Below are 20905 nucleotides of genomic sequence, written 5' to 3' on the forward strand. Positions count from 1 at the left end.
CTTAACCCTAACTAGTTGTTGCGGAAACCGCGGTGTCGGAGTCTGCCGGCTTAAAAGGACGGACAGAGGAAACGTTGGACGTGGCCGGGACGAGCATCTCAAGGACGCGGATCACGCGGTCTTCGAAGCCCTTCGCGGACGGATCCGTGAGGTTGGCAAGCATACGCACCACGAAGCGCATGAGCACCGGAATGGGCATGCCCGTGCGCAATGCGAGCTTCATGACGGCGGGCTTCCCGATCAAGGAAGCAAACATGCGACCCAAGGTGAAGTGCGATCCCCATTGGTCCCGCACATGGTCCGCGTACCGCGAAAGGTGGGCGTCGGCGTCGTCGGCGGTCCATCCGGCAGAAGCGGACCGGGCGGCACAATCGACAATAAACTCGGCCGCGAACCGGGCCGACTCCATGGCGTAGGAGATGCCCTCGCCGTTGAACGGGGAAACCATGCCGCCGGCGTCGCCCAGCAGGAGCAGCCCGGGCGAGTAGTGCGGCGTGCGGTTGAAGCCCATGGGCAGTGCGGCGCCGCGGATCTCCCCCACTTGGTTTTCGGGGGTGAAGCCCCAGTCAGGGGGCATGCCGGCGGTCCATTCGCGAAGGACCTGCTTGTAGTCCAGCTTGCCGAATTCCTTTGAAGAGTTCAGGATCCCGAGGCCAACGTTGGACGTTCCGTCGCCCACGCCGAACACCCAGCCGTAACCGGGCAACGGCTTGCCGGACTTGCCGGGGAGCTCCAGCCAGCCTTCCATCCAGTCGTCTTCGTGCCGGGGAGAGGTGAAGTACGTGCGTACGGCGACGCCCAGCGGACGGTCGTCACGTTTGTGCATGCCCAGCGACACGGCGGTTCGCGTGGAGTTGCCGTCCGCGGCGAGTACGACGTCGGCATGGAAGTCGCGCGTTTCGCCGGTCTTGCGTCCGGACTCGTCAAGGATGGACGCCCGTGCGCCGATGACGCGCCCGTCGTCAGCTGTCAGGGCGGAAGTGACGCTGTGGCGTTCAAGCACGACGGCGCCCGCGGCCTGTGCGTGACGGGCCAACTCTTCGTCGAAGCCCAGACGCGTCCGAATCAGTCCGTACGTGGGAAAGTCTGAAACCTCAGGCCACGGCAGCTCGATGGTACGGCCACCGGCGATCAGGCGGAGACCTTTATTACGGCGCCAGCCCTCTGATTCGGCGTGCGGCAACCCAAGCTTCTGGATTTCCCGAACCGCCCGAGGGGTCAGGCCATCGCCGCAAACTTTTTCACGCGGGAAGCTCGTCTTTTCCAGCACCGTGACGTCAATGCCGGCCTGGGCGAGGTAATACGCAGCGGTGGACCCGGCGGGCCCCGCGCCAACTATCAGTACTTTCACATCGTCCTAAATAAGTGGCACGTCAGCTGGGCTGGCTGCCGGACCGTCGCGGTTTGATCTGGCGGCGCAGCTTGGCGACGGGAACGCTTTCGCGGTGTTCGGCGGGCTTCTGTGCGCGGTGCACCGCTACGATACCGCCGCTGAGGTTGCGGTAGGTGATGTCCGTCCAGCCAGCCTCGCTAAGCCACTGGGCCAGGTGGTCCTGATCCGGCCAGGCACGGATCGACTCTGCCAGGTAGACGTAGGCGTCCGGGTTGGAGGAGACCTTGGTGGCGATGGCCGGGAGGGCACGCATCAGGTACTCGGTGTAAAGGTTGCGCCACAGGGGAACTACGGGCTGCGAGAACTCGGCGATGACTAGCCGGCCGCCGGGCTTGGTGACGCGGAGCATTTCCTCGAGCGCCTTGCGCGGTTCCACGACGTTCCGCAGGCCGAAGGAAATGGTGGACGCGTCAAAGCTGTTGTCCGCGAAGGGCAGGTTGGTGGCGTCGCCTGCAATGAAGTCGATGTCCGGGCGGCGGCGCTTGCCCACCTTGAGCATGCCCAGGGAGAAGTCGCAAGCCACAACGTCCACGCCGGCGTCGGCATAGGGTTCGCTGGAAGTGCCCGTTCCAGCGGCGAGGTCCAGGACCCGCTGGCCCACCCTGACATCCATGGCATCAACCACGATCCGGCGCCACCGCCGCGTCTGCCCCATGGAGAGGACGTCATTCACGACGTCGTATTTGGGGGCGACATCGTCAAACATCGTCGCAACTTCGTCCGGACGCTTTTCCAAGGATGCTCGGTTCACCCTGTAATTGTCTCAGACATTCAGCCGACTTTGCTGCGCTGTAGAACTCGGCTCAGGTTCTGGTGGCACGCGGGAGTACTGTTGTTCCATCATGACGAGCACGCTCCGTACCTTGACAGTCCCCCTCGATGTCGAATCATCCTCCGGGGGGCTGCCGTCGTTTCTGGTCCGGGACGACGTCCTCTGCTGGTCACGCCGCGAAGCCGGTCTGGTGGGGTACGGCGAGCTGACCCGGTTCAACGCCTCGGGCCCTGAACGCTTCCTTGAAGCCGATATCTGGTGGCGGCACCTCATCCTTGAAGCCGAAATCACTGACCACGTGGAGATTCCGGGCACTGGCCCGGTGGCGTTCGGCTCGTTCGCTTTTTCCAAGATGTCCCCGCACGTTTCCCGGCTGATTGTCCCTGAAATGGTGGTTGGCATCCGCGATGGCCGCGCCTGGGCCACCCAACTAACGTTCGACGACGCCGAGCTCACCGAGGCGGGTGTCCTCGCCGCCCTGGACCGCTGGCTCAGTGGTGGCGAGCCGAACGGTGAGGATTCGGCGGCAGGCGGATCCGACGTCGGGCTGTCACCTGATGCTTTGTCGCCCGACGGTGCGTACCTCAGCCGCGGCTCCTTGAGCGAAACGGATTGGATGCAGGCCGTCTCCAACGGCGTGGCGGAAATCCGCGCCGGCAAGCTGGAGAAGCTTGTGTTGGCGCGCGACGTCGTAGCCAACCTTCCTGCGGGCGTGAACGCCGCGGAGGTGCTTCGCCAACTCGCTGCAAGGTACCGGGAATGCTGGACCTACGGTGTTGACGGCCTGGTGGGCGCGACGCCGGAAATGCTGATTCAGGTAGAGGGCCGCACAGCTCAGGCCCGCGTGCTGGCAGGAACGTTGGATCGCCGCGACGCCGAAGGCGTTGACGGATCCCCCATGGCATACGCAGAGCGGGTTCTGGCCGGATCCGAAAAGCAGCGCCACGAGCACGAGATCGCTATTGATTCGCTGACACGCCAGCTGGCGCCGTTTTCCGAGGCGATGAACTCCCATAGTGAGCCCTTCATTCTTGAACTGCCCAACGTGTGGCATTTGGCCTCGGACGTCAAGGCTGAGCTTGCTGATATCGAAGGTCACGTGCCCACCTGTTTGGCCTTGATCAACGCGTTGCATCCCACTGCGGCCGTCTGCGGAACACCCACCTTGGTGGCAGGAGCGCTCATCCGGAAACTGGAGCATCTGGACCGCGGACCGTACGCCGGGCCGGTGGGTTGGTTGGACGCCGCAGGCAATGGCGAGTGGGGCATTGCCCTGCGCGGTGCGGTCATAGAGGACGCCAATACAGTGCGACTTTACGCGGGCTGCGGGATCGTGGAAGGTTCCCAGCCGGAGGCTGAACTCGCTGAGACATGGGCGAAATTCCGGCCAATGCTTGAGGCTCTGGGCATCCAGCGCTGAATCTGGGATCTCAGACTGGGACTGCCGGCCGACACTTGCATATTCGCTAAACTAGTTATCTGATAGTGAAACTAAGTTTCCTGTGATGCACATCTCACGTTCGGCGCTACACTAAAACCGACTCAGTTCAGCATCCACTGCAACAAAAGGTAAAAAACATGCAGATCTCCCGTTCGGTTCTGTCCGGCACCAAGATGGCCGCCGTGCTCGCAGCAGGCGTCCTGGCCCTGACCGCTTGCGGTGGTTCCTCCACCCCGGCAGCCTCGAGTGAATCGGGCCCCAAGCTCATCAACGCCGGCAAACTCACGGTGTGCTCCGATGTCCCTTACGAGCCCTTCGAATTCCAGAAGGACGGCAAGATCGTCGGCTTCGACATGGACATCGCCAATGAAGTGGCCAAGGACCTCAAGGCCGAACTCAACGTAGTGGACAGCTCCTTCGAAGCAATCGAGACCGGTACGGCACTGACTGGTTGCGACGTCTCCATCTCCTCAATCTCCATCACCGACGTCCGCAAGAACGTCATGGACTTCTCCAACCCCTACATGGACGACGACCTGACCCTCGTCGCTACCTCATCGTCGGGCATCAACAACCTCGACGGCGCCAAGGGCAAGAAGGTGGGCGTCCAGCAGGCCACCACCGGCGCCCAGTACGCAAAGGACAAGGGAATCGACGCCCAGCAGTTCGAAGACTCCGGTCTCCTGGTCCAAGCCCTCAAGGCAGGCACCATCGACGCCGCAGTGGGCAACCAGTCGGTTCTGGGCTACGCCATCATGGGCGATTCCAAGCTCAAGCGCGTTGAAGACTACGCAACAGGCGAGAAGCTGGGCATCTCCATCAAGAAGGGCAACACGGCCATGGCTGATGCTGTCAACGCCACTCTGAAGCGCATCACCGATGACGGCACCCTGAAGAAGTTCCAGACGACCTGGTTCGGCGAAGCCACCAAGAAGTAGTCCGAGCCCCGGCTCCCAAGAATCACGCAGGCGGGCCCCGCAACGATCTGTCCAGGCAGTCCGTTCGGGGCCCCACCTGCGCAACACGAATGTGAGAACACCATGGCAATGACTGCACGTCAACGAGCCAAAGTCAGTCTGTACGTCCAGGCCGGGATCTTCGTTGTGGCCGTGGCCGCAGTGATCCTCGCCGTGGATTGGAAGACCGTTGGCAACAGCGTCTTCAACTTCGCCAAAATCGGCCCGATGTTCCCGGATATCTTCCTGATCGGCCTCAAGAACACCCTCATCTACACGGCACTTGCCTTCGTTGTGGGCCTCTCCGGCGGCCTGCTGCTCGCCCTGATGAAGCTCTCCTCTTTCCCGCTGTACCGCTGGCTCGCTACCGGATACATCGAGTTCTTCCGCGGCGTTCCTGCCCTGCTGGTGTTCATCGCCTTTGGCTACGGCGTGCCCCTCGCATTTGGCGTTCAGTGGGACGTCAACATTGTGGTCATGGTCTCCCTCGGTATGGTGGCCTCCGCATACATCGCCGAAACCCTGCGCGCCGGACTCCAGGCCGTTCCCAAGGGACAGATGGAAGCCGCGCGCTCACTCGGCATGCCGCACTGGCGCGCGATGGTCTCCATCGTCATTCCCCAGGCGTTCAAAATCGTCCTGCCGCCGTTGACCAACGAGATCATCCTGCTCACCAAGGACTCCTCGCTGATCTACGTCCTTGGCCTCACCGCGTCCCAGTATGAGCTGACCAAGTTCGGCCGTGACGGTATCTCCAGCCTTGGAGCCGGGTTGACCCCGTTGCTCGTGGCCGGTGCCTTCTACCTGGTCATCACCATCCCCTTGAGCCTCCTGGCACGGAAGTTCGAAAGCCGCTCCGCGCGGACGAAGCGATAGGCAGGACAGTCATGAACGACGTCGTAAACAACCCAGCGACCGTCCAGGCCGCGGGCGTGAACATCAAGGATCTGCGCAAGTCCTACGGAAGCAACGAGGTCCTCAAGGGGATCTCGCTGACCGTGGAACCAGGCCAGGTTGTCTGCCTGATCGGCCCGTCCGGTTCCGGAAAGTCCACCCTCCTGCGTTGCGTGAACCTGCTGGAGCACCCGAATGCGGGCACCATCAACGTGGGCAAGTTCGAGGCAACCGACCCCGACGTAGACCTCAACCGCATGCGTCAAAGCGTTGGCATGGTGTTCCAGCACTTCAACCTGTTCCCACACCTGAGCGTGCTGGACAACTGCACCATCTCCCAGATGAAGGTCCTCAAGCGATCCAAGTCCCAGGCCGCCGAGGTGGCCCGCCGCAACCTGGAGCGTGTTGGCCTTGGACACCTTGCTGACCGTTTCCCTGACCAGCTCTCCGGCGGCCAGCAGCAACGCGTTGCCATTGCGCGCGCGCTGTCCATGGATCCGCAGCTGATGCTGTTCGATGAGCCGACGTCCGCCCTTGACCCGGAGACGGTGGGCGATGTCCTTGCCGTTATGCGCAAACTGGCCCAGGAAGGCATGACCATGCTGGTGGTCACCCATGAGATGGGCTTCGCCCGCGAGGTGGCTGACCGCGTGGTCTTCATGGATGCCGGCGTAGTAGTGGAGGAAGGCCCGGCGGAACACGTCATCAGTGCCCCGTCCCAGCCGCGAACCAAGGAATTCCTGCGCCGCGTCCTGGACCCGACGCACATCGACGTCGTGGAGGACTAGGTCCACCGCTACGTTGGCTCTTGCGGCTTGCAGGACAGCTTGCGCCACGCAAATTCGTAAGCGCGACGCATGCGGGAGGGCGACACCTATATATAGGTGTCGCCCTCCCGTATTTGTATCAGCTATGAATTTGCGCGTCCCGCAGAAGCACGACGGCGGCGGGGAACCCCCGCTGCCTCGAGCTCGGCTTCCAGCCGACCCGGCGATAGGAGGTCACTCCACACCAACCGGAGAACGCCGCGGCCCGTCGCCCGGATGGCATTTTCGCGGTCCTTTTCAGCAACAACAACCTGCGAAGGAGTGCGTCCCTTCAGAAATTCCGGTTTCATATACTTTTCACGGCCGTCGAATTCCCCCACTATTCGAACATCCCTCCAGTAGTAGTCGCTGTAGACAATCCCCTGCTTGGTCAGGATCGGGCATTGGAGCTCCGGCGTGGCGAACCCGGACACATGCATCAGGCCACGGGCATAGGACTCCCCCGGCGAACCTGAATTTGGGACGGCAAACTCAACAGCTGCAATGATCCTGCGGGCTGCCGCCTTCGAGTATCTGCCGTCGATGGCAGCCAGCAACTCAACCTGGGTTACGGGGCTGCCGTTGCTCTCCACACCTAACAAGAAATCCAAAGGGACAATAGCCTCCGCGAAGGGCACCGATGCAGCTATGTCCAGCGCCGTTCGAATCCTGTCGGTAACAAGGAATCCCCTCACCTCTTCAGCCTGTCGAAATTCGCTGCTTACGTAATGGCGACGAACGCCTGCCCTGGATCGTCCGCCACGAGCGTACGCCGTGAGCGCCTGGACAGGGTGGCGACCGAGGATGGCTGGAATTCCGTGTACGGACGCAGCAGAGTGGTGCGAGAAGATGGTCGGTGACGTAAAAGTCTCAGCAGCAGCCTCAACACTCAGGGCATAACGCTCCCCCTTCTCCAGCGCTGCCCAGCTTTTCGCATCGACATAGACCCCGTGGCGGACTCTCACGAGATTCCCACTCCTCGCTGCCATCGACAGTTTGCGGGAATCCCCGCCAATGAGGGATAAGTCCTTGGCAAGAATGAGTTTGGGTAGCGTCCGCATGGCACAAGTCTTGAAAATTGCCAGGGCAAAGAGGAGGGCTTCTTCGCCCTATGTGGAAATCTGAGCGCAGCCTTCCCGATGTGTGCGGCCACGCTCGCGGGATCCGCCCCGGTGGGGACCCTGGCACGACACTCAAATTGCCTGCTGACACCTAATCCTGCTGGTGACACCCATATCCAGATGTCGCCTGTCCGTTTGAGCAGCGTGGAGGCATGAGCGTGGCGTGGGCGAATTGGGGCGGCGTGGGAAACCCCGCTAGCCCGCCGTCAAGACCTTGCCCACGGCGCCGGAGACTGCTTCCTTGATGCGGGCATGAAGTCCGCGCAGGCCCGCTCGATCCACGCGCACCTCCACAATGGTGCGGCCCTTCAGCGGCGACTTAAGTGCCTCGGCGAGTTCCGCCGTCGTACTTACCGCTTGGTGTCCGACGCCGTAAGCCGCCGCGAGTGCCGCGATGTCCACTGAGTGCGGGGTGCTGAAGAGGCGTTCGACGGCGGTGCCGTAGGCCCCGGAGTCCTCCACCTCACCGTGTTCGAGGAGGCTAAAGATGGCGCCACCGGAGTCGTTAAGGACTACGATCCGGAGATCGGGGACGGGCTCGCCCTGGCCCAGGAGCAATCCGCCGGCGTCGTGGAGGAAGGTGACGTCGCCCAGGAGAAGCGTGGTTTCGCGTCCGCTGCCCAGGGCAATTCCTGTGGCCGTGGCGATGGTGCCATCAATGCCCGCGAGGCCGCGGTTGGCGTAAACCGTGGCGATGGGGTCGGGGTGTGGTTGGCCGGCGAGGTCGACGTCGCGGATGCCGTTGGAGGATCCGAGTACCAGTTTGCCGCGCGAGTGCTCCCAGACGGTGGCTCCGACCGAAGGACCGTTGGCCGTGGACTCCCCTGCCAGTATTCCGTCCAAGGCATGTTGGGCGGCGGCCCCTGCCAAGAGCCAGGAATCCAGCCACTCGGCAGAGCCACGGCCGGCAAACTCTGCCAGCTCAGGGAGGGTCTCGATAGGTGTCTCGCGGCGTCGCCCGGCCTCGTACCAAGCCACGGGAACCGGCTGGTAGATGGCGGATTCGATGGTGGGGCGGGCCAACAACGCAGCAACGGGTCGCGAAAGGGTGGCCCGGCCGAACAGGACTACGCGCTCGATCGGGGTGGCCGAATCCGGGCCGAAGTGCTCCAGCAGCACGCGGTATGGACCCACGGCGTTGGGCCCGAACCGCGCATTGGATGAAGGTTCCGCGAGCAACGGAAGGCCATGGGCGCGTGCGAAGGCCTCGGCCACGGGACCGGCGTCGTGACCTGCGAGGACCACCGTGCGTCGCTCGGCGAGGTCGGTGGATGCCGGCGGGAGATCCAGTGCTTGGGGACCGGCGTCGTAATGGAAAATGCTGTGACCAGCGGCGGCGGGGAGTGCATCGCCGGCATCGGGAACAAGCGGGGCGCGGAACGCGAGGTTTACTTGAACGGGTCCCGGCGGGGTGTCCTCAAGGGCGCCGGTCGCCGCGTACAGCGCAGTGGCAACTGCCCGCTGTGGGCTGTCCCCCGCGGCGACGTCGACGGCGAAGCGAACGTGTTCGCCGAAAAGGTCCAGCTGGGTTGTGGTCTGGTTCGCCCCGGTACCGTGAAGTTCCTCCGGCCGGTCCGCGGAGACGACCACGAGCGGTACGGCTGAGTGGTTGGCCTCCATCACAGCTGGCAGCAGGTTCCCGACGGCGGTACCCGAGGTGGTCAGGACGGCGGCGGGCGCTTCGGTTGCGAGGGCAAGGCCAAGGGCCGTGAATCCTGCATCTCGTTCATCGATCCTGACATGAAGGAGAACTTTGCCCGCAGCTTCCGCCTCGGCCAGGGCGTACGCCATGGGCGCAGAACGTGAACCTGGCGCCACCACCACGTGCCGCACGCCGCCGTCGAGCAACGCCGTGACGGCAATTCTGGCGGAGGCGATGGATGTCAGAGAGTCCTGGGAAGTCACTGTTCCAGTCTATTGGCGTAGACCGGACCCCAAATGCTCTCTCACATCCCACCGCCACCCACGGGTTCCTCTCTCACATCCCACCGCCACCCACGGGTTCCTCTCTCACATCCCACCGCCACCCACGGGTTCCTCTCTCACATCCAACCGGCTCCCACCGGATGCTCTCTCACATCCAACCGGCTTCCCAGGACCGGCCGGAGCGCTGAGGGAACTGGAAGAACATCCGTCGAAAACCCTCAGGAAGTGGAAGAACATCCGTTGAAAACCCTCAGGAAGTGGAAGAACAACCGTCGAAAACCCTCAGGAAGTGGAAGAACATCCGTTGAAAACCCTCAGGAAGTGAGAGAACAACCGTCGAAAACCCGCGGGAAGTGAGAGAACGTCCGTCGGAGCTACTTGCGGAACACCTGGACGATCGAGGGGCGCGGAGCCCGGACCGCACCGGCGGCGGGCGTGGCTCCAGCGTCCACGTAATCCGGGAAGAAAGAGTTCTGCGCAGCGAACGTACCTTCCTCGCCCGGGTGCTGGACGGCTACGAAAACAGTGCGCTCCTCATCGTGGATGATCGGACCACAGGTCTCGGCGTCGCGCGGGACGGCGAGGAACTGCTCCACCTTTCCGCGTTCTGCGCCTTCGAGGGTGACCTTGAACAGCCCATCTGCGTAGCCGATGGTGGACGGTGCACCATCGGTGGAGATCCAGAGGTTGCCCACGGAGTCGAACGCCACGTTGTCTGGGCAGGAGATCGGGGATACCTTGTCCGCCGGGAATCCGGAGAAGTATGTGGAAGTGTTCTTGGCGGGGTCACCGGCCACCAGCAGCAAGGTCCAGTTGAACTTGGTGCCCGTCTGCTCCGGCCCTTCGGTGATTTCCACGATGTGGCCGTCGCGGTTCAGCGTACGGGGGTTGACCTCGGTGGCCCCTTCCTTGCCGGCTTTGCCGCGGTCCGAGTTGTTGGTGCAGGCCACGTAAACCTTGCCGGTGAGGAGGTTGGGCTGGACGTCTTCGCAGCGGTCCATCTTGGTGGGACCAACCTTGTCAGCGGCAAGACGGGTGTAGACGAGAACCTCTGCGACGGACATACCAGGGACGGCGGAGGTGCCGTTGACCACGAGCGGCAACCACTCGCCAGTGCCGTCAAAGGCACCGTCTGCGGGGACTTTGCCCGTGCCGTCGACTTCCGCTGCCGGGGAGTCCCCCGTGAAGCGGGCAACGTAGAGATCTCCTTCGGACAGCAGGCCCATGTTGTTCTTGCGGGCCTCCGCTGAGTCACCGGGCTGGTATTTGCCCTTGGAGACGAACTTGTAGAGGTAATCGAAGCGTTCGTCGTCACCCATGTACGCCACCACCTGGCCTGACGGTGCGACAATCACGTTGGCGCCCTCATGCTTGAAGCGGCCCATGGCGGAGTGCTTCTTCGGGGTGGAGGTGGGGTCGAACGGGTCCACTTCCACGATCCAGCCGAAGCGGTTGGTCTCATTGGCGTACCCAGCGTTGCGGGTATCGAAGCGTGGCTCGTCGAGTTCCCACTGACGCGTGGTCGGCCTCGCAGATATGCCGTAGCGCTTGTCGCTGTCGCTGGTACCTGGTGCGGCAAAGTAGCCGTTGAAGTTCTCTTCGCCGGAGAGGATGGTTCCCCAGGGAGTGGTACCGCCGGAGCAGTTGCCCAGCGTGCCCTTGATCCAGCGGCCGGCGGGGTCGTCGATGGTCTTGACCAGGTTGCTGCCCGCGGCGGGACCAGTGAGCTCGTAGACCGTGTCCGTGAGGTAGCGGCGATTCAGGGGTGCGCCCTGAACGTAGTTCCACGGCTTGTTCTTGTTCTTTCGCTCCAATTCCACCACCGTCAGGCCATGACCTGCCCGGCCGATCGCACGGGCCTCGGCGGCGTCAAAACCTGCGGGCAACATAATGTTCTCGTTGGTGTATTCGTGATTCGTGAACAGTACGGCACGGCGGTCTTTGGACCCGGGAATCGGGATGATGTCCGTGTAGTCGTTGTTGTAGCCGAACTGCCGTGCCTGGGCCGCAGCGGTCTGGGCGTTGAGGTCGAAGGCCGGCGAATCGGCGAACAGGGGGTCACCCCAGCGGATGACCGGCTTCCAGTCGAAGCCGTCCGGAACTGTGAAAGCGTCAACAGCGGCGTCAACAGGCTTGATTGCCGTGAACTGGAGCTTTGACTTCCCGAAGCCCTGCTTGGCCGCGTCCGACAATCCGTTGCCGGCATCGGCGACCGCAGGTTCGGCACCCGTCACTGCACTACCAAGCACGACGGCGAGCGCACCGGCGGCGCCAAGCCCCAGGGCGGCGCGGCGGGTCATTGCCGTTGAAGCGATGTCGCGGAAGTAGCCGTTGGAGCTGGTGTTGCAAACGTCGCCTGCACAGGCGTTGTCGCACTTGAGCGCACACGTAACGGCACTGCGCTTGCCTTTGGTGTGGCCGAACATGGGCAGCAGTGGGAACGAGCGTCCGGTGGTATCAGACATGGGGGACCTTCCAGAGTATGTACGAGGTTCCCGCTGAGCCTTTCAGCGCAATCCGAATCCGAGAGGACACTCTGGTTAAGTTTCGGTGAACATGCTTTCCCACGAGGACGCAAGCGTGGAATGTACGCGTCGCAACCTCTCCAGCCACCAGTCGCGACGGTCCACCGGAGCCGCGTATTGCTCCAGCAGCCCGGGATCGGCGACGGCTTCGCGAAGGCGGATGGCGCCGTCGTCGGCTACCAAGGGATCCAGGGTGATATCCGAGGCGAAGAGCGAAACCGTGCCAAGCCCGCAGGCGTATGGCAGCGAAGGCAGCGCGGCCGCGAGCGCCAGACCGGCGCGGATCCCGATGGAGGTATCCAGGGCGGAACTGACGACGGCGGGCAGGCCGGCCTGGGCGACGATGTCCAAGGCGCGTACCACTCCCCCAAGTGGCGCTACCTTGACGACGATCAGGTCCGCAGCACCCGCCCTCGCAACGCGAAGGGGGTCGGTTTCTTTCCGGACGCTTTCATCTGCGGCTATCAGGACGGGCGTTCCCTCGGTGGCAAGGCGACGGCGCACCTCAGCCAGACCCTCAATGTCCGCTACGGGTTGCTCAGCATATTCGAGTCCAACAACAGACAATCTGCCTAGTGCCTCTACAGCCTGGCCGACATCCCAGCCTCCGTTCGCATCGACGCGGATGGCGGCGTCGGGGAGGGCATCGCGCACGGCGGTGACCCGTGCGACGTCGTCGGCGAGAGATTGCCCACGCTCAGCAACTTTGATCTTGACGGCATCCACGCGGCCAAACCGATCCAGTACTTCCGGCACGCGTTCCGCGGGGACTGCGGGAACGGTGGCGTTCACGGGAATGCTGTCCCGAAGTGTTGGAGGGAAACCAATCCAGCCCGCTTCCAGGGCTGCAGAGAGCCAACGGGAGGATTCGTCGTCGTCGTATTCCGGAAAGGGGCAGAATTCCCCCCAACCCAGCGGCCCTCTCAGGAGGAGTGTTTCCCGCTCCATGATGCCGCGGAACTTCACGCGCATGGGCAGTGAAACGACGTGGGCGTTGTCCAGGAGTTCTTCGAGCGACGGCAAATCAGGGAGGCGAGCAGGCATATTGCCACTGTACCGGCGGCTCCCGACGAGAACGGCAGGCCAATATGGCTATGTGGACAACTATTCCGTCCAGTATTTCCGGATCTTGCCCAGTGCATCGCTCAGCTGCTCACCGGACAAGGTAAGGGAGCTTTCCGGCATGCCCAACGCGTCCCACCGAGCCACTAGCTGGGTGTCACCTTCTACCGGCAAAGGCCACAGCCAGTAGTGGGCCGTGGATTGAACGATTTCATCATTGCTGCTCCCCCCGCCGCCGCCCAGAGTAGTCAGCACGGGACCTGTGACGTCGTCCGCCCCTTCGTACATCGACGGCCCGTGAATCGCTGCAACCGCCTTGCGCCCATCGGGGAAAGCGACCCCTATCTGCAATCCTGTCCCGGTATCGAGGCTTGAACGCGGATGGTTGAAGGATTGGTCCATGACGTCACGCCATTCGCGGTCCGACTCGTCGCCGCGGCGAACCGACCACACCAGGTCCAAAGTACATCCCGTGGAATACACCTCAACCAGCTTCAGCGCCATCACTACCTGCCGGCTGTTGTAAACGAACTCGCCGATGTGAACCACGCCAGGCAGCTCGTCCGACGGCGGACCGGACCAGCCTGGGCGGAGGGGCTGGGGTTGGCGCGGACGTTGGGGTGGCTCTGGAAGATCGTCGAAGAACGTCATGTTTCCATCCTTACACCGCCACGAAAGCTAAGGGAGGGTTGCAATCCGAACGGAAGGATGGAACCGCGCTATCCTCTGATTCACGACTCTATTCGGGGGAAATATGACGCACGCACCCAATGGTTCCATGACGCCGGCCGGCTGGTACCCGGATCCTTCTTTTCCACAGCAGATGCGCTGGTGGGACGGCGTGCAATGGACGCCGCATTTGGCACCTGCCAGCCAGCAGTTCATGCCGCCCCAGCGTGTGCTGATCAGCAATCAGACGCCTGTGTACAACCCCTTCATTTGGACGGTGGTGCTGCTGCCGCTGGTGAGCATCCTTCTGATGCTTACCTGGCAGCCGGAGTTCAGAATGATCACCACCAGGCAGGGTGCCACCACCATCGACCCAATGTCGCTCTACACACCGGGCTACTTCCTGCTCCAAGCGTCAGGGGTCATCGTTTATGGCGTATCTGTCCTGATGGCCTACTTGGACCACCGGCGGCTGGCCCGTTCCGGCGTCGTCCGCCCCTTCCATTGGGCATGGTGCTTCCTGAGTCCCGCCGTGTATGTCATTGGCCGCACGGTGATTGTCCGGAAGGTTGCCCCTGGCCGTGGGATGTGGCCGGTGTGGGCACTCATTGGCACATTTGTGTTGTCCATGATCGTGGCCGGCATCTGGATGTCCGCAATGATGCAATCGCTGTACTCCCAGATCGGTTATTCAATAAACGCCTAAGGTCTTGGCGCCAATCAAGGACACGATTCATGCAGTAAGTGCGTAGGCCGCACGAACCCAGGTCAGGAACTCACCGTCGATTTCAGTGACGTCCTTCACTATGACCTCGTTGTGCCACCGGTTACTCGACACGCGCTCAGCCCGGTGAACACGATCTGACTCAATCTCGCTCTCGAGGACTATGTTGACCAGAATGCCACCACGACGAGGATGAATCCCGAGAAACGCGCGCCCGTGCGTGACGTGGAAGGATGAGGCGTTCTCCTGTACTTCCCAGCCTTCCAACTCGGAGAGTGAATCCGTGATTGCCTTGTAAATACTGGATGAAGCAGGGTCACTTTCAATGCGCTCTCTAGCGGTGCGTGCCATGGTGCCAGCATAAGCGTCACTTCCCTGAACCGGTGCCGCCTACTGCCTATATCTCCCTACGACTCATCCGAATTGCATCTTGGACGCCTGTCCTCACACGCGTTAGGTAGACTGCTGAAAAATGAAGGATGGAAGGACTCTCCCGATGAACCGCAAGGCCACAGCCCTGGACGTCGCCAAAAGGGCGGGGGTGTCCAGGAGTGCGGTCTCGCTGGTGCTCAATGGCCGCGGCGACGGCAATGTGGCCAAAGAGAGCCAGGACCGGATCCGCCTTGCCGCACAGGAACTCAACTACTCCCCCAACGCGATCGCGCTCAGCCTGCGGAACCAACGCTCCCGCGTGATCGGCATCGTTTCCGACGACGTTGTGGTCAGCCCCTTCGACGGCAATATCATCGGCGGCGCGGACGATGTCGCCCGCAGCCGGGGCTTCGTCACCGTGGTCATGGATACCGAGCGCGACGCCGCCCGGGATGAGAGTGCAATTGAAACCCTCCTGGACCGGCAGGTGGACGGGCTCATGTACGTGACCGTGGGTTTGAAGCCGCTCGATGTGCCCCACGGCATGCTGCGCGTCCCATCAGTCCTGGCCAATTGCTACGACAACAGCCCCGAGCCTCAGCTCCATCACGTCATCCCGGACGAAGTCACCGGCGGCAGGGAAGCTACCGAGTACCTGCTGCAGTTAGGCCATCGGGACATCGCTTTGCTTGCTGGCGCTGAGGAGTCCCCGGCCGCTCCCCTGCGAGTCGAGGGCTACCGGGACGCGTATGCTGCTGCTGGCCTGTCGGTTCGCGCGGACAGGATCACCATGGCGGGTTGGGACATCGACGCCGGTTTCCACGGCGCCATGAAACTGCTCGACGGCGTGTCCCCGGCCGAGCGGCCCACGGCCATCATGTGCGCGAATGACCGTCTGGCAATCGGCGTTGCCCTGGCCGCAGCCCGTCTAGGGCTCAGCATCCCGGCGGATCTTTCGGTGATGGGTTACGACGACGAAGAACGGATCGCCGACACCATGGTCCCCGCCCTCACCACCATGGCCCTGCCGCTGCGTGAGATCGGCCGCGCGGCCATGACGACGCTCCTGGACGCGATCGAGGGCGCTACCGCCGAAGACACGGCGGAAACCACCATGGAAACGATGGTCCCCTGCCAGCTGGTTATCCGGGAATCAACCGGCCCTGCGCCCACGCGCTGAGTAGTTCGTCGTTGACCCGCTATTCCGTTGTCGGGCAACAACGGAATAGCGGGTTTGCCACGTCAAATAGGGCCCACACCACCCGGGTTCCCTGGCTGAGCTTGCGAAGTTAGGGAGGGGGTGGGGACGCAGAGCAAGCCCCACAACGCACGACGTCGGCCTGCCGCCTACCCCGGGAGCGTCAACTCCCACACGTCGGCGGTTGCGCCGGCGGGCAGGGTGAGCTGCCACTCTTCCCCAGCCGCCGGGTAGGCGCGAAGCGTCGTCGCGACCGAACCCGTGCGGTACACCTCCACAAGGGAAGCATCGATGAAGATCCGAAGCTCCTCCCCCGCGGCCAACGAACCCGAGTAGACGACTTGCCTGTTGTCCCCGGAGCCTGTCTCTGGATGCGAAACGAGCGCCAACTCCACAACGCCGGACGGCACATCACCACCCGTCACCAGCACTTCGGCAAACGCGGGAACCACCACCGAGCCCGCAGCACCCGTAGCTACAGCAGCACCCCTGTACGCCAACACCTCCGGCACCGGGGAAACCGCAAGCGCCCCGTCCACCACGGACAGGAGGCGAGGATGTGTCAGCACGCCCGCCCACCCGGCGTCGTCGATTTGTTCCTGGGTGCGGCCACGGCGGCCGTCGCGTCCGGGGCCTTCGTTGGCCCACCCCCACAACAACGCCGTAGGCGAAGAATCCGGCGAAGAATCCGAGGAGCCATAAGAGAGCTGGACAACCTGCGGTGCATAGAAGTCGCGCCCCAGATCGGACTTCCCACCGGAGGACGGCACAAACACAGGCAGCCCCGTCGCGGGGTCCGAGGCAAGGGAACCGATCAGGTGCCCAACCCCGTTGGCGTGCTCGTGGTCATCGCCAGCCAGCCAGAGCGAGAACATCATCACCCACGCGGAGCCGCCCGACGCGTCAGGCACCTGCACCAACTGCGGGCACTCCCAAATCTCGGCAGGCGTGTGAACGGCAGCCACGGGATCAGCGGAGGTTAGCCAAATCCCCTCGTAGTGCCAGTCATTCATGTCCTCCACTGTGTACAGGAGCAGAGCGGCGCGCCCATCAGACAGGCCCGCTCCTTGGATGGCGTATCGAGCCCCGTTGAAGCGGAAGATGAAGGGATCGCGCACGGCCGTGACCAGAGGATCGGAGGGCATTGACGCAGCAACGTGCCCGGTCTGCTCCCACGTCACCAGGTCCGAGGAACCGCGGGCAATGACTACCTGCGAGTGCCCTCCGTGATCGCGGACGCCCGAGTAGACCGCGGTCGGGACGCCACCATCGGAGGTCACCACGCCCGTCCAGCAGCCTGCGGAATCCGGACCTCCGGGCTGCGGCTTCAACGCTACGGGGTGTTCTTCCCACTGGATCAGGTCGGGGGAACTCACGTGGCCCCACTGGATCTGCGAGTGTCGGGCAGATTCCGGGTTGTACTGGAAGAAGACGTGGTACCGGCCGTTGATGTAGCTGACGCCGTTGGGATCGTTGATCCAGCCTTGGGCGGGACGCGGGTGGAAGCGCGGGAACGCCGGATCCGGATGGCTGGCAGCCGAAACAAGGGAACTAAAAAGTGCAAGGTCCGTCACTGGAACCCTTTCAATAATGAGTGGAGCTACTTGCCCGTTCCGGCGGTGAGTCCGTCCTGCAGTGCGCGCTGGCCGAACATGAACACCACCAGCGCGGGAATCATGGAGAGTACGACGCCGGCGAGCACCACGGAGATGCTTCCTGTGCCGAGGTTGCCTTGGAGGGAGACCAGTCCCAATGGCAGTGTGAAGTTCTGCTCGGAGATGGTCATGATGAGTGGCCTGAAGAACTCGTTCCAGTGGAAGTTGAACGCCAGGATGCCCACGATCGCCAGGCCCGGCATGGCCAGCGGCGCGTAGACGGAGCGGAAGGTCCGCCACGGTGAGGCGCCATCAATAGCGGCGGCCTCAGCGAGCTCACCCGGCAATCCCATGAAGTATTGGCGCATCAGGAAGGTGCCGAACGCCGTCGGGATGGCTGGAATGATCAACGCGAGCAGCGTGTCCGAGAGCCCGACGCCTCGGATCAGCATAAACACCGGCACGATCGTCACCTGGGCGGGCACCATCATGGTGGCCAGCACGATGGAGAACAGGGCGCCCCGTCCCCTAAAACGAAGGTGCGCGAACGCGTAACCAGCCAGTGCTGCTGTCACCATCTGTCCGACGGCGATCAGTCCGGTCACAAGGGCACTGTTCAGTACCAGTCCCACGATGTTGAGCTGCTTGAACACCTGCTGGTAGGACGCGAGATCGGGGTTCAGCGGCAGGAAGGCAGGCGGCAGTTTGAAGGATTCCGACGGCGGCCGCAGCGAGGTGGATAACGTCCAGAGGACGGGGCCCAGGACAAAGACGGATGCGATCAGCAAGATGGCGACGCGCCCGGCAACTGACCAGTCGCGCTTTTTACGCGTAACTACAGGCGCCGTGGTTTCAACACGATCTGAAATGAGGGTCATGGCGGGCCTTACTGGTAGAAGACGAATCGTTTGCTGAGCCGGAACTGCGCGGCGGTGATGGCCATGATGATGAGCGTCAGGATCACGCCGATCGCCGAGGCCTGGCCGAATTCGAGGCGTTGGAACGCGGATTCGAAGATCACCATGACGGCGGTGCGCGTTGAGTCGCCGGGCCCGCCGCGTGTGAGCACATAGGGCTGATCGAACACTTGCAGGGCGTTGATGATGGCCATCACCGAGGCCACCAGGGTGGTGGGGCTCAGCAGCGGCAGAGTGACGTAGAAGTGTTTGCGCCAGCCCGTGGCACCGTCGATCGACGCGGCCTCGTAGGTTTCAACGGGGATCGAGGCAAGCCCACCAACAAACAGCAGGAACGAGAAGCCAAAGTTCTGCCACACGTACACGAGAATTACGACGGCGGCCGATCCCCCTGGCGTCGTCAGCCACGGTACCGCGGGGACGCCGACCATGGACAATAGCCAGTTCACCACGCCAAACTGCTCGTTGAAGAGGTACCGCATGAAGATGGAGACCGATGCGGCGGAAAGAATCAGCGGGAAGAAGAAGGCCGAACGGAAGAACACCCGCAGCCAGGCCGGGAGCTTCTCCTGCACCATGATGGCCAAGCCCAGGGCGAGTCCCAACTGGAGGGCGACGGCCACGATGACGAACACGATGGTGTTGAGGAACGAGACGCGCACCGTCGGGTCCTGGACTACCTCGGCGAAATTATCGAAGCCCACGAACGTCGGCGCGGAGATGATGTCCCAGCGGAAGAAGGCGAGCGCCACCGAAGCGACGATCGGCAGGAGGGTGAAGATCCCCATGCCCACGATGGTCGGGGCAAGGAAGGCCCATGGCAGCCAGCGTTGTTGGACGCGGCCACGCTTGGAGGGCTGGCTGTGCTTGTGGGTGGCCTGACGGCTGCCCGGCTGCTTCCCTGTCCCGGTGGGGGTACTGGTTGCGGTGCTCATGGCTGCCTCCTCAGGGCCAGTTCAAGATCGCGCTGCATTGATTCGAGGGCCTGTTTGAGCTGGCGCTCGTCCCCGCTGACAGCCAGGGATACGTTCTTCATGAGCGCCGTCTCGACGGCGGCCTGCTGGGGTGGTGCGGGGATGGGACCTGTGGTGGGGAACCGGTCAAGCGTGTCGTAGAAGACCTTCCAGTTCCGCGGGCCGGTGCCTGCGTAGAGCTGTTCGTTGACCATGGAACGGCGGGCGGGAGTGGTGTTCGGTGTGGGGAACACGATCCTCATGGCCTCCAGGCTGGAGCTGAACTTTACCCATTCCCAGGCTGCGTCCTTGTCCTTGGCGGTCTTCATGATGGCGTAGCCTGCCGTGCCGAACTGGTGCCGCTGACCTCGCCATTTCGGGAAGAACTGGACGTCGAATCCATCTTCCGTCATTCCCGCTTCGTGGAGGCCTTGCACCCAATAGCCGCCCGCCGGCGTCGTACCTATCCTGTTGGAGGCGAAGAGACCAATCAGTGCACTGCCGCCGCCTTCCTCGGGCCGGACACCCAGCCCGTCTTTCACCAGGCCGCGGAGGTAGTCGAACGATTCGAAGACGCGGGGATCGTCCGCGTTGGGTTCCAGCCATTGGTAACCGCCGGAGCGGAGGCTGCGCGAGGGATCGTTGGCATAGAAGCCATCCCACAGCCATTCGCCGCCGGTGGACTTGGTTTCTTTGAGGAAGCTCGTCTCGTTGGCATACAGCCATGGCACTACTCCACCGAAGAGTCGGTTGGTCCAGTAATAGGGCGTGAAGTCCTGTGGCTTGGCCTTTTTCATCGCAGCGAGCGTGCTGCGGAAGTCCATGTGCGTCCAGTCGTCGGCAGGGCGTTCAAGGCCGGCCTGCTGGAATGCTGCGGTGTTGTAGTACATGTTGGCGGCGTTCCAGTCGATAGGGAGCTGGAACAGGCTGCCCTTGTACATGAAGGCTTCCACCAGGCTGGGGTGGACGTCCTCGAAGTACTCCTTCATGTGCTCGGCGTCGCGGCGCAGGTACTCGTCCAGCGGATGGGCCAGCTTCTCGGCGAAGAGCTGGGCGCCTTCCGTTGCCACGTAAACAACGTCCGGTGGCGTACCTGCAGCCACCATGGTGAGGATCTTGGTGAAGAAGTCCTTCCAGTCCACAGCTTGGATGGCTTGGACCTTGACCTTGATCTCGGGGTGGACCTTCGCGAAGGCGTCGATGACCTTTTGACGCGCTGCGGCGTCTGCGGCGGTGCCCATGATGGCGATGCTGAGGCTATTGTCTCCCCGGCCTGGAATATCCGTCCCGGTCAATCGCGGCCACGACGCCGCTGTTGCTCCGACTATCCCAGCACCGAGGGCTGTGAGGGCGGTTCTGCGTGTGAATTGTCGCAAAGCCCCATTGGTTCCCGGCATGTAGATTTCCTTCCCTAACACGTGTGAGGAAGCCTATTCCGGTCACCTAACACGTGTCAACCGTCACAGGAGTGTTGCGGCAGCCTCACGTCGGTAGCCTGCCGGGGGCGCCGCCAATCGCGTCATGATTCTTAGCCAAGGCATTATCCAGTTGAGTTAGGTTAGGTTTACCTTGTTACATTGG

The 20905-nt window shown here is 62.8% G+C and carries 18 protein-coding genes; 6 read left to right on the plus strand and 12 right to left on the minus strand.

All coding sequences use genetic code 11. The features are described 5' to 3' along the window. Positions 1 to 7: 7 nt before the first annotated feature. Together ACZ5G6_RS18095 and ACZ5G6_RS18100 are read right to left on the minus strand one after the other, a co-directional pair. Positions 8 to 1351, minus strand: coding sequence for a geranylgeranyl reductase family protein (locus ACZ5G6_RS18095; RefSeq protein ID WP_498687026.1), 1344 nt, complete (start codon positions 1349 to 1351; stop codon positions 8 to 10). A gap of 22 nt (positions 1352 to 1373) precedes the next feature. Further along, complete coding sequence (locus ACZ5G6_RS18100) at positions 1374 to 2144, minus strand: demethylmenaquinone methyltransferase (protein ID WP_223934199.1); 771 nt, start codon at positions 2142 to 2144, stop codon at positions 1374 to 1376. Between the two features lie 91 nt (positions 2145 to 2235). On the opposite strand from ACZ5G6_RS18100, the gene ACZ5G6_RS18105 reads away from it, so the two are divergent. The 4 genes from ACZ5G6_RS18105 (at position 2236) to ACZ5G6_RS18120 (ending at position 6244) form a co-directional block, all read left to right on the plus strand. Continuing rightward, positions 2236 to 3585 (plus strand): isochorismate synthase, encoded by a 1350-nt coding sequence (locus ACZ5G6_RS18105; RefSeq protein ID WP_498687029.1) that lies wholly within the window; start codon positions 2236 to 2238, stop codon positions 3583 to 3585. Between the two features lie 158 nt (positions 3586 to 3743). Further along, positions 3744 to 4544, plus strand: coding sequence for an ABC transporter substrate-binding protein (locus ACZ5G6_RS18110; protein ID WP_223934201.1), 801 nt, complete (start codon positions 3744 to 3746; stop codon positions 4542 to 4544). Between the two features lie 102 nt (positions 4545 to 4646). Next, positions 4647 to 5438 carry an amino acid ABC transporter permease gene (locus tag ACZ5G6_RS18115; RefSeq protein WP_223934202.1) on the plus strand — a complete coding sequence of 264 codons (792 nt, stop codon included), beginning with the start codon at positions 4647 to 4649 and terminating at the stop codon, positions 5436 to 5438. 11 nt (positions 5439 to 5449) lie between these two features. Beyond that, entirely contained in the window at positions 5450 to 6244 is a 795-nt protein-coding gene (locus tag ACZ5G6_RS18120) for an amino acid ABC transporter ATP-binding protein (protein WP_498687030.1), read from the plus strand. A 122-nt stretch (positions 6245 to 6366) separates the two neighbouring features. Here the strand turns inward: ACZ5G6_RS18120 and ACZ5G6_RS18125 are convergent, their stop codons facing one another. The 5 genes from ACZ5G6_RS18125 to ACZ5G6_RS18145 all read right to left on the minus strand — a co-directional run bounded on the left by ACZ5G6_RS18125 (position 6367) and on the right by ACZ5G6_RS18145 (position 13547). After that, positions 6367 to 7323: a hypothetical protein gene (locus ACZ5G6_RS18125; protein WP_498687032.1), complete on the minus strand. Its 957-nt coding sequence runs from the start codon at positions 7321 to 7323 to the stop codon at positions 6367 to 6369. A gap of 255 nt (positions 7324 to 7578) precedes the next feature. Next, entirely contained in the window at positions 7579 to 9288 is a 1710-nt protein-coding gene (menD, locus tag ACZ5G6_RS18130; RefSeq protein WP_498687036.1) for a 2-succinyl-5-enolpyruvyl-6-hydroxy-3-cyclohexene-1-carboxylic-acid synthase, read from the minus strand. 395 nt (positions 9289 to 9683) lie between these two features. Then, a complete protein-coding gene (locus ACZ5G6_RS18135; RefSeq protein WP_498687039.1) occupies positions 9684 to 11774 on the minus strand; it encodes a PhoX family protein in 2091 nt (696 codons plus the stop codon). 75 nt (positions 11775 to 11849) lie between these two features. After that, positions 11850 to 12878: an o-succinylbenzoate synthase gene (locus ACZ5G6_RS18140; RefSeq protein ID WP_498687041.1), complete on the minus strand. Its 1029-nt coding sequence runs from the start codon at positions 12876 to 12878 to the stop codon at positions 11850 to 11852. Positions 12879 to 12938: 60 nt separating this feature from the next. Continuing rightward, entirely contained in the window at positions 12939 to 13547 is a 609-nt protein-coding gene (locus ACZ5G6_RS18145; RefSeq protein ID WP_498687044.1) for a hypothetical protein, read from the minus strand. Between the two features lie 103 nt (positions 13548 to 13650). Between ACZ5G6_RS18145 and ACZ5G6_RS18150 the strand changes: the two genes are divergently transcribed. After that, entirely contained in the window at positions 13651 to 14271 is a 621-nt protein-coding gene (locus ACZ5G6_RS18150; protein WP_498687046.1) for a DUF2510 domain-containing protein, read from the plus strand. 27 nt (positions 14272 to 14298) lie between these two features. Here the strand turns inward: ACZ5G6_RS18150 and ACZ5G6_RS18155 are convergent, their stop codons facing one another. Next, complete coding sequence (locus tag ACZ5G6_RS18155) at positions 14299 to 14640, minus strand: DUF5655 domain-containing protein (RefSeq protein WP_498687048.1); 342 nt, start codon at positions 14638 to 14640, stop codon at positions 14299 to 14301. A gap of 145 nt (positions 14641 to 14785) precedes the next feature. Here ACZ5G6_RS18155 and ACZ5G6_RS18160 point away from each other — a divergent pair, with 145 nt between their 5' ends. Then, entirely contained in the window at positions 14786 to 15841 is a 1056-nt protein-coding gene (locus ACZ5G6_RS18160; protein ID WP_498687050.1) for a LacI family DNA-binding transcriptional regulator, read from the plus strand. Between the two features lie 167 nt (positions 15842 to 16008). Here ACZ5G6_RS18160 and ACZ5G6_RS18165 read toward each other — a convergent pair whose 3' ends face one another. From ACZ5G6_RS18165 to ACZ5G6_RS18180, 4 genes are read right to left on the minus strand one after another with little or no spacing between them, the layout of a single operon-like run. After that, a complete protein-coding gene (locus ACZ5G6_RS18165; protein WP_498687051.1) occupies positions 16009 to 17433 on the minus strand; it encodes a glycoside hydrolase family 32 protein in 1425 nt (474 codons plus the stop codon). 26 nt (positions 17434 to 17459) lie between these two features. Beyond that, entirely contained in the window at positions 17460 to 18332 is an 873-nt protein-coding gene (locus tag ACZ5G6_RS18170) for a carbohydrate ABC transporter permease (protein WP_223934213.1), read from the minus strand. A gap of 8 nt (positions 18333 to 18340) precedes the next feature. Further along, a complete protein-coding gene (locus tag ACZ5G6_RS18175; protein ID WP_498687054.1) occupies positions 18341 to 19306 on the minus strand; it encodes a carbohydrate ABC transporter permease in 966 nt (321 codons plus the stop codon). Continuing rightward, positions 19303 to 20721: an extracellular solute-binding protein gene (locus ACZ5G6_RS18180; protein WP_498687055.1), complete on the minus strand. Its 1419-nt coding sequence runs from the start codon at positions 20719 to 20721 to the stop codon at positions 19303 to 19305. The genes ACZ5G6_RS18175 and ACZ5G6_RS18180 overlap by 4 nt, the downstream gene beginning before the upstream one ends. Between the last annotated feature and the right edge of the window lie 184 nt (positions 20722 to 20905).

The organism is Arthrobacter sp. TmtSoilC51, assembly GCF_055388015.1.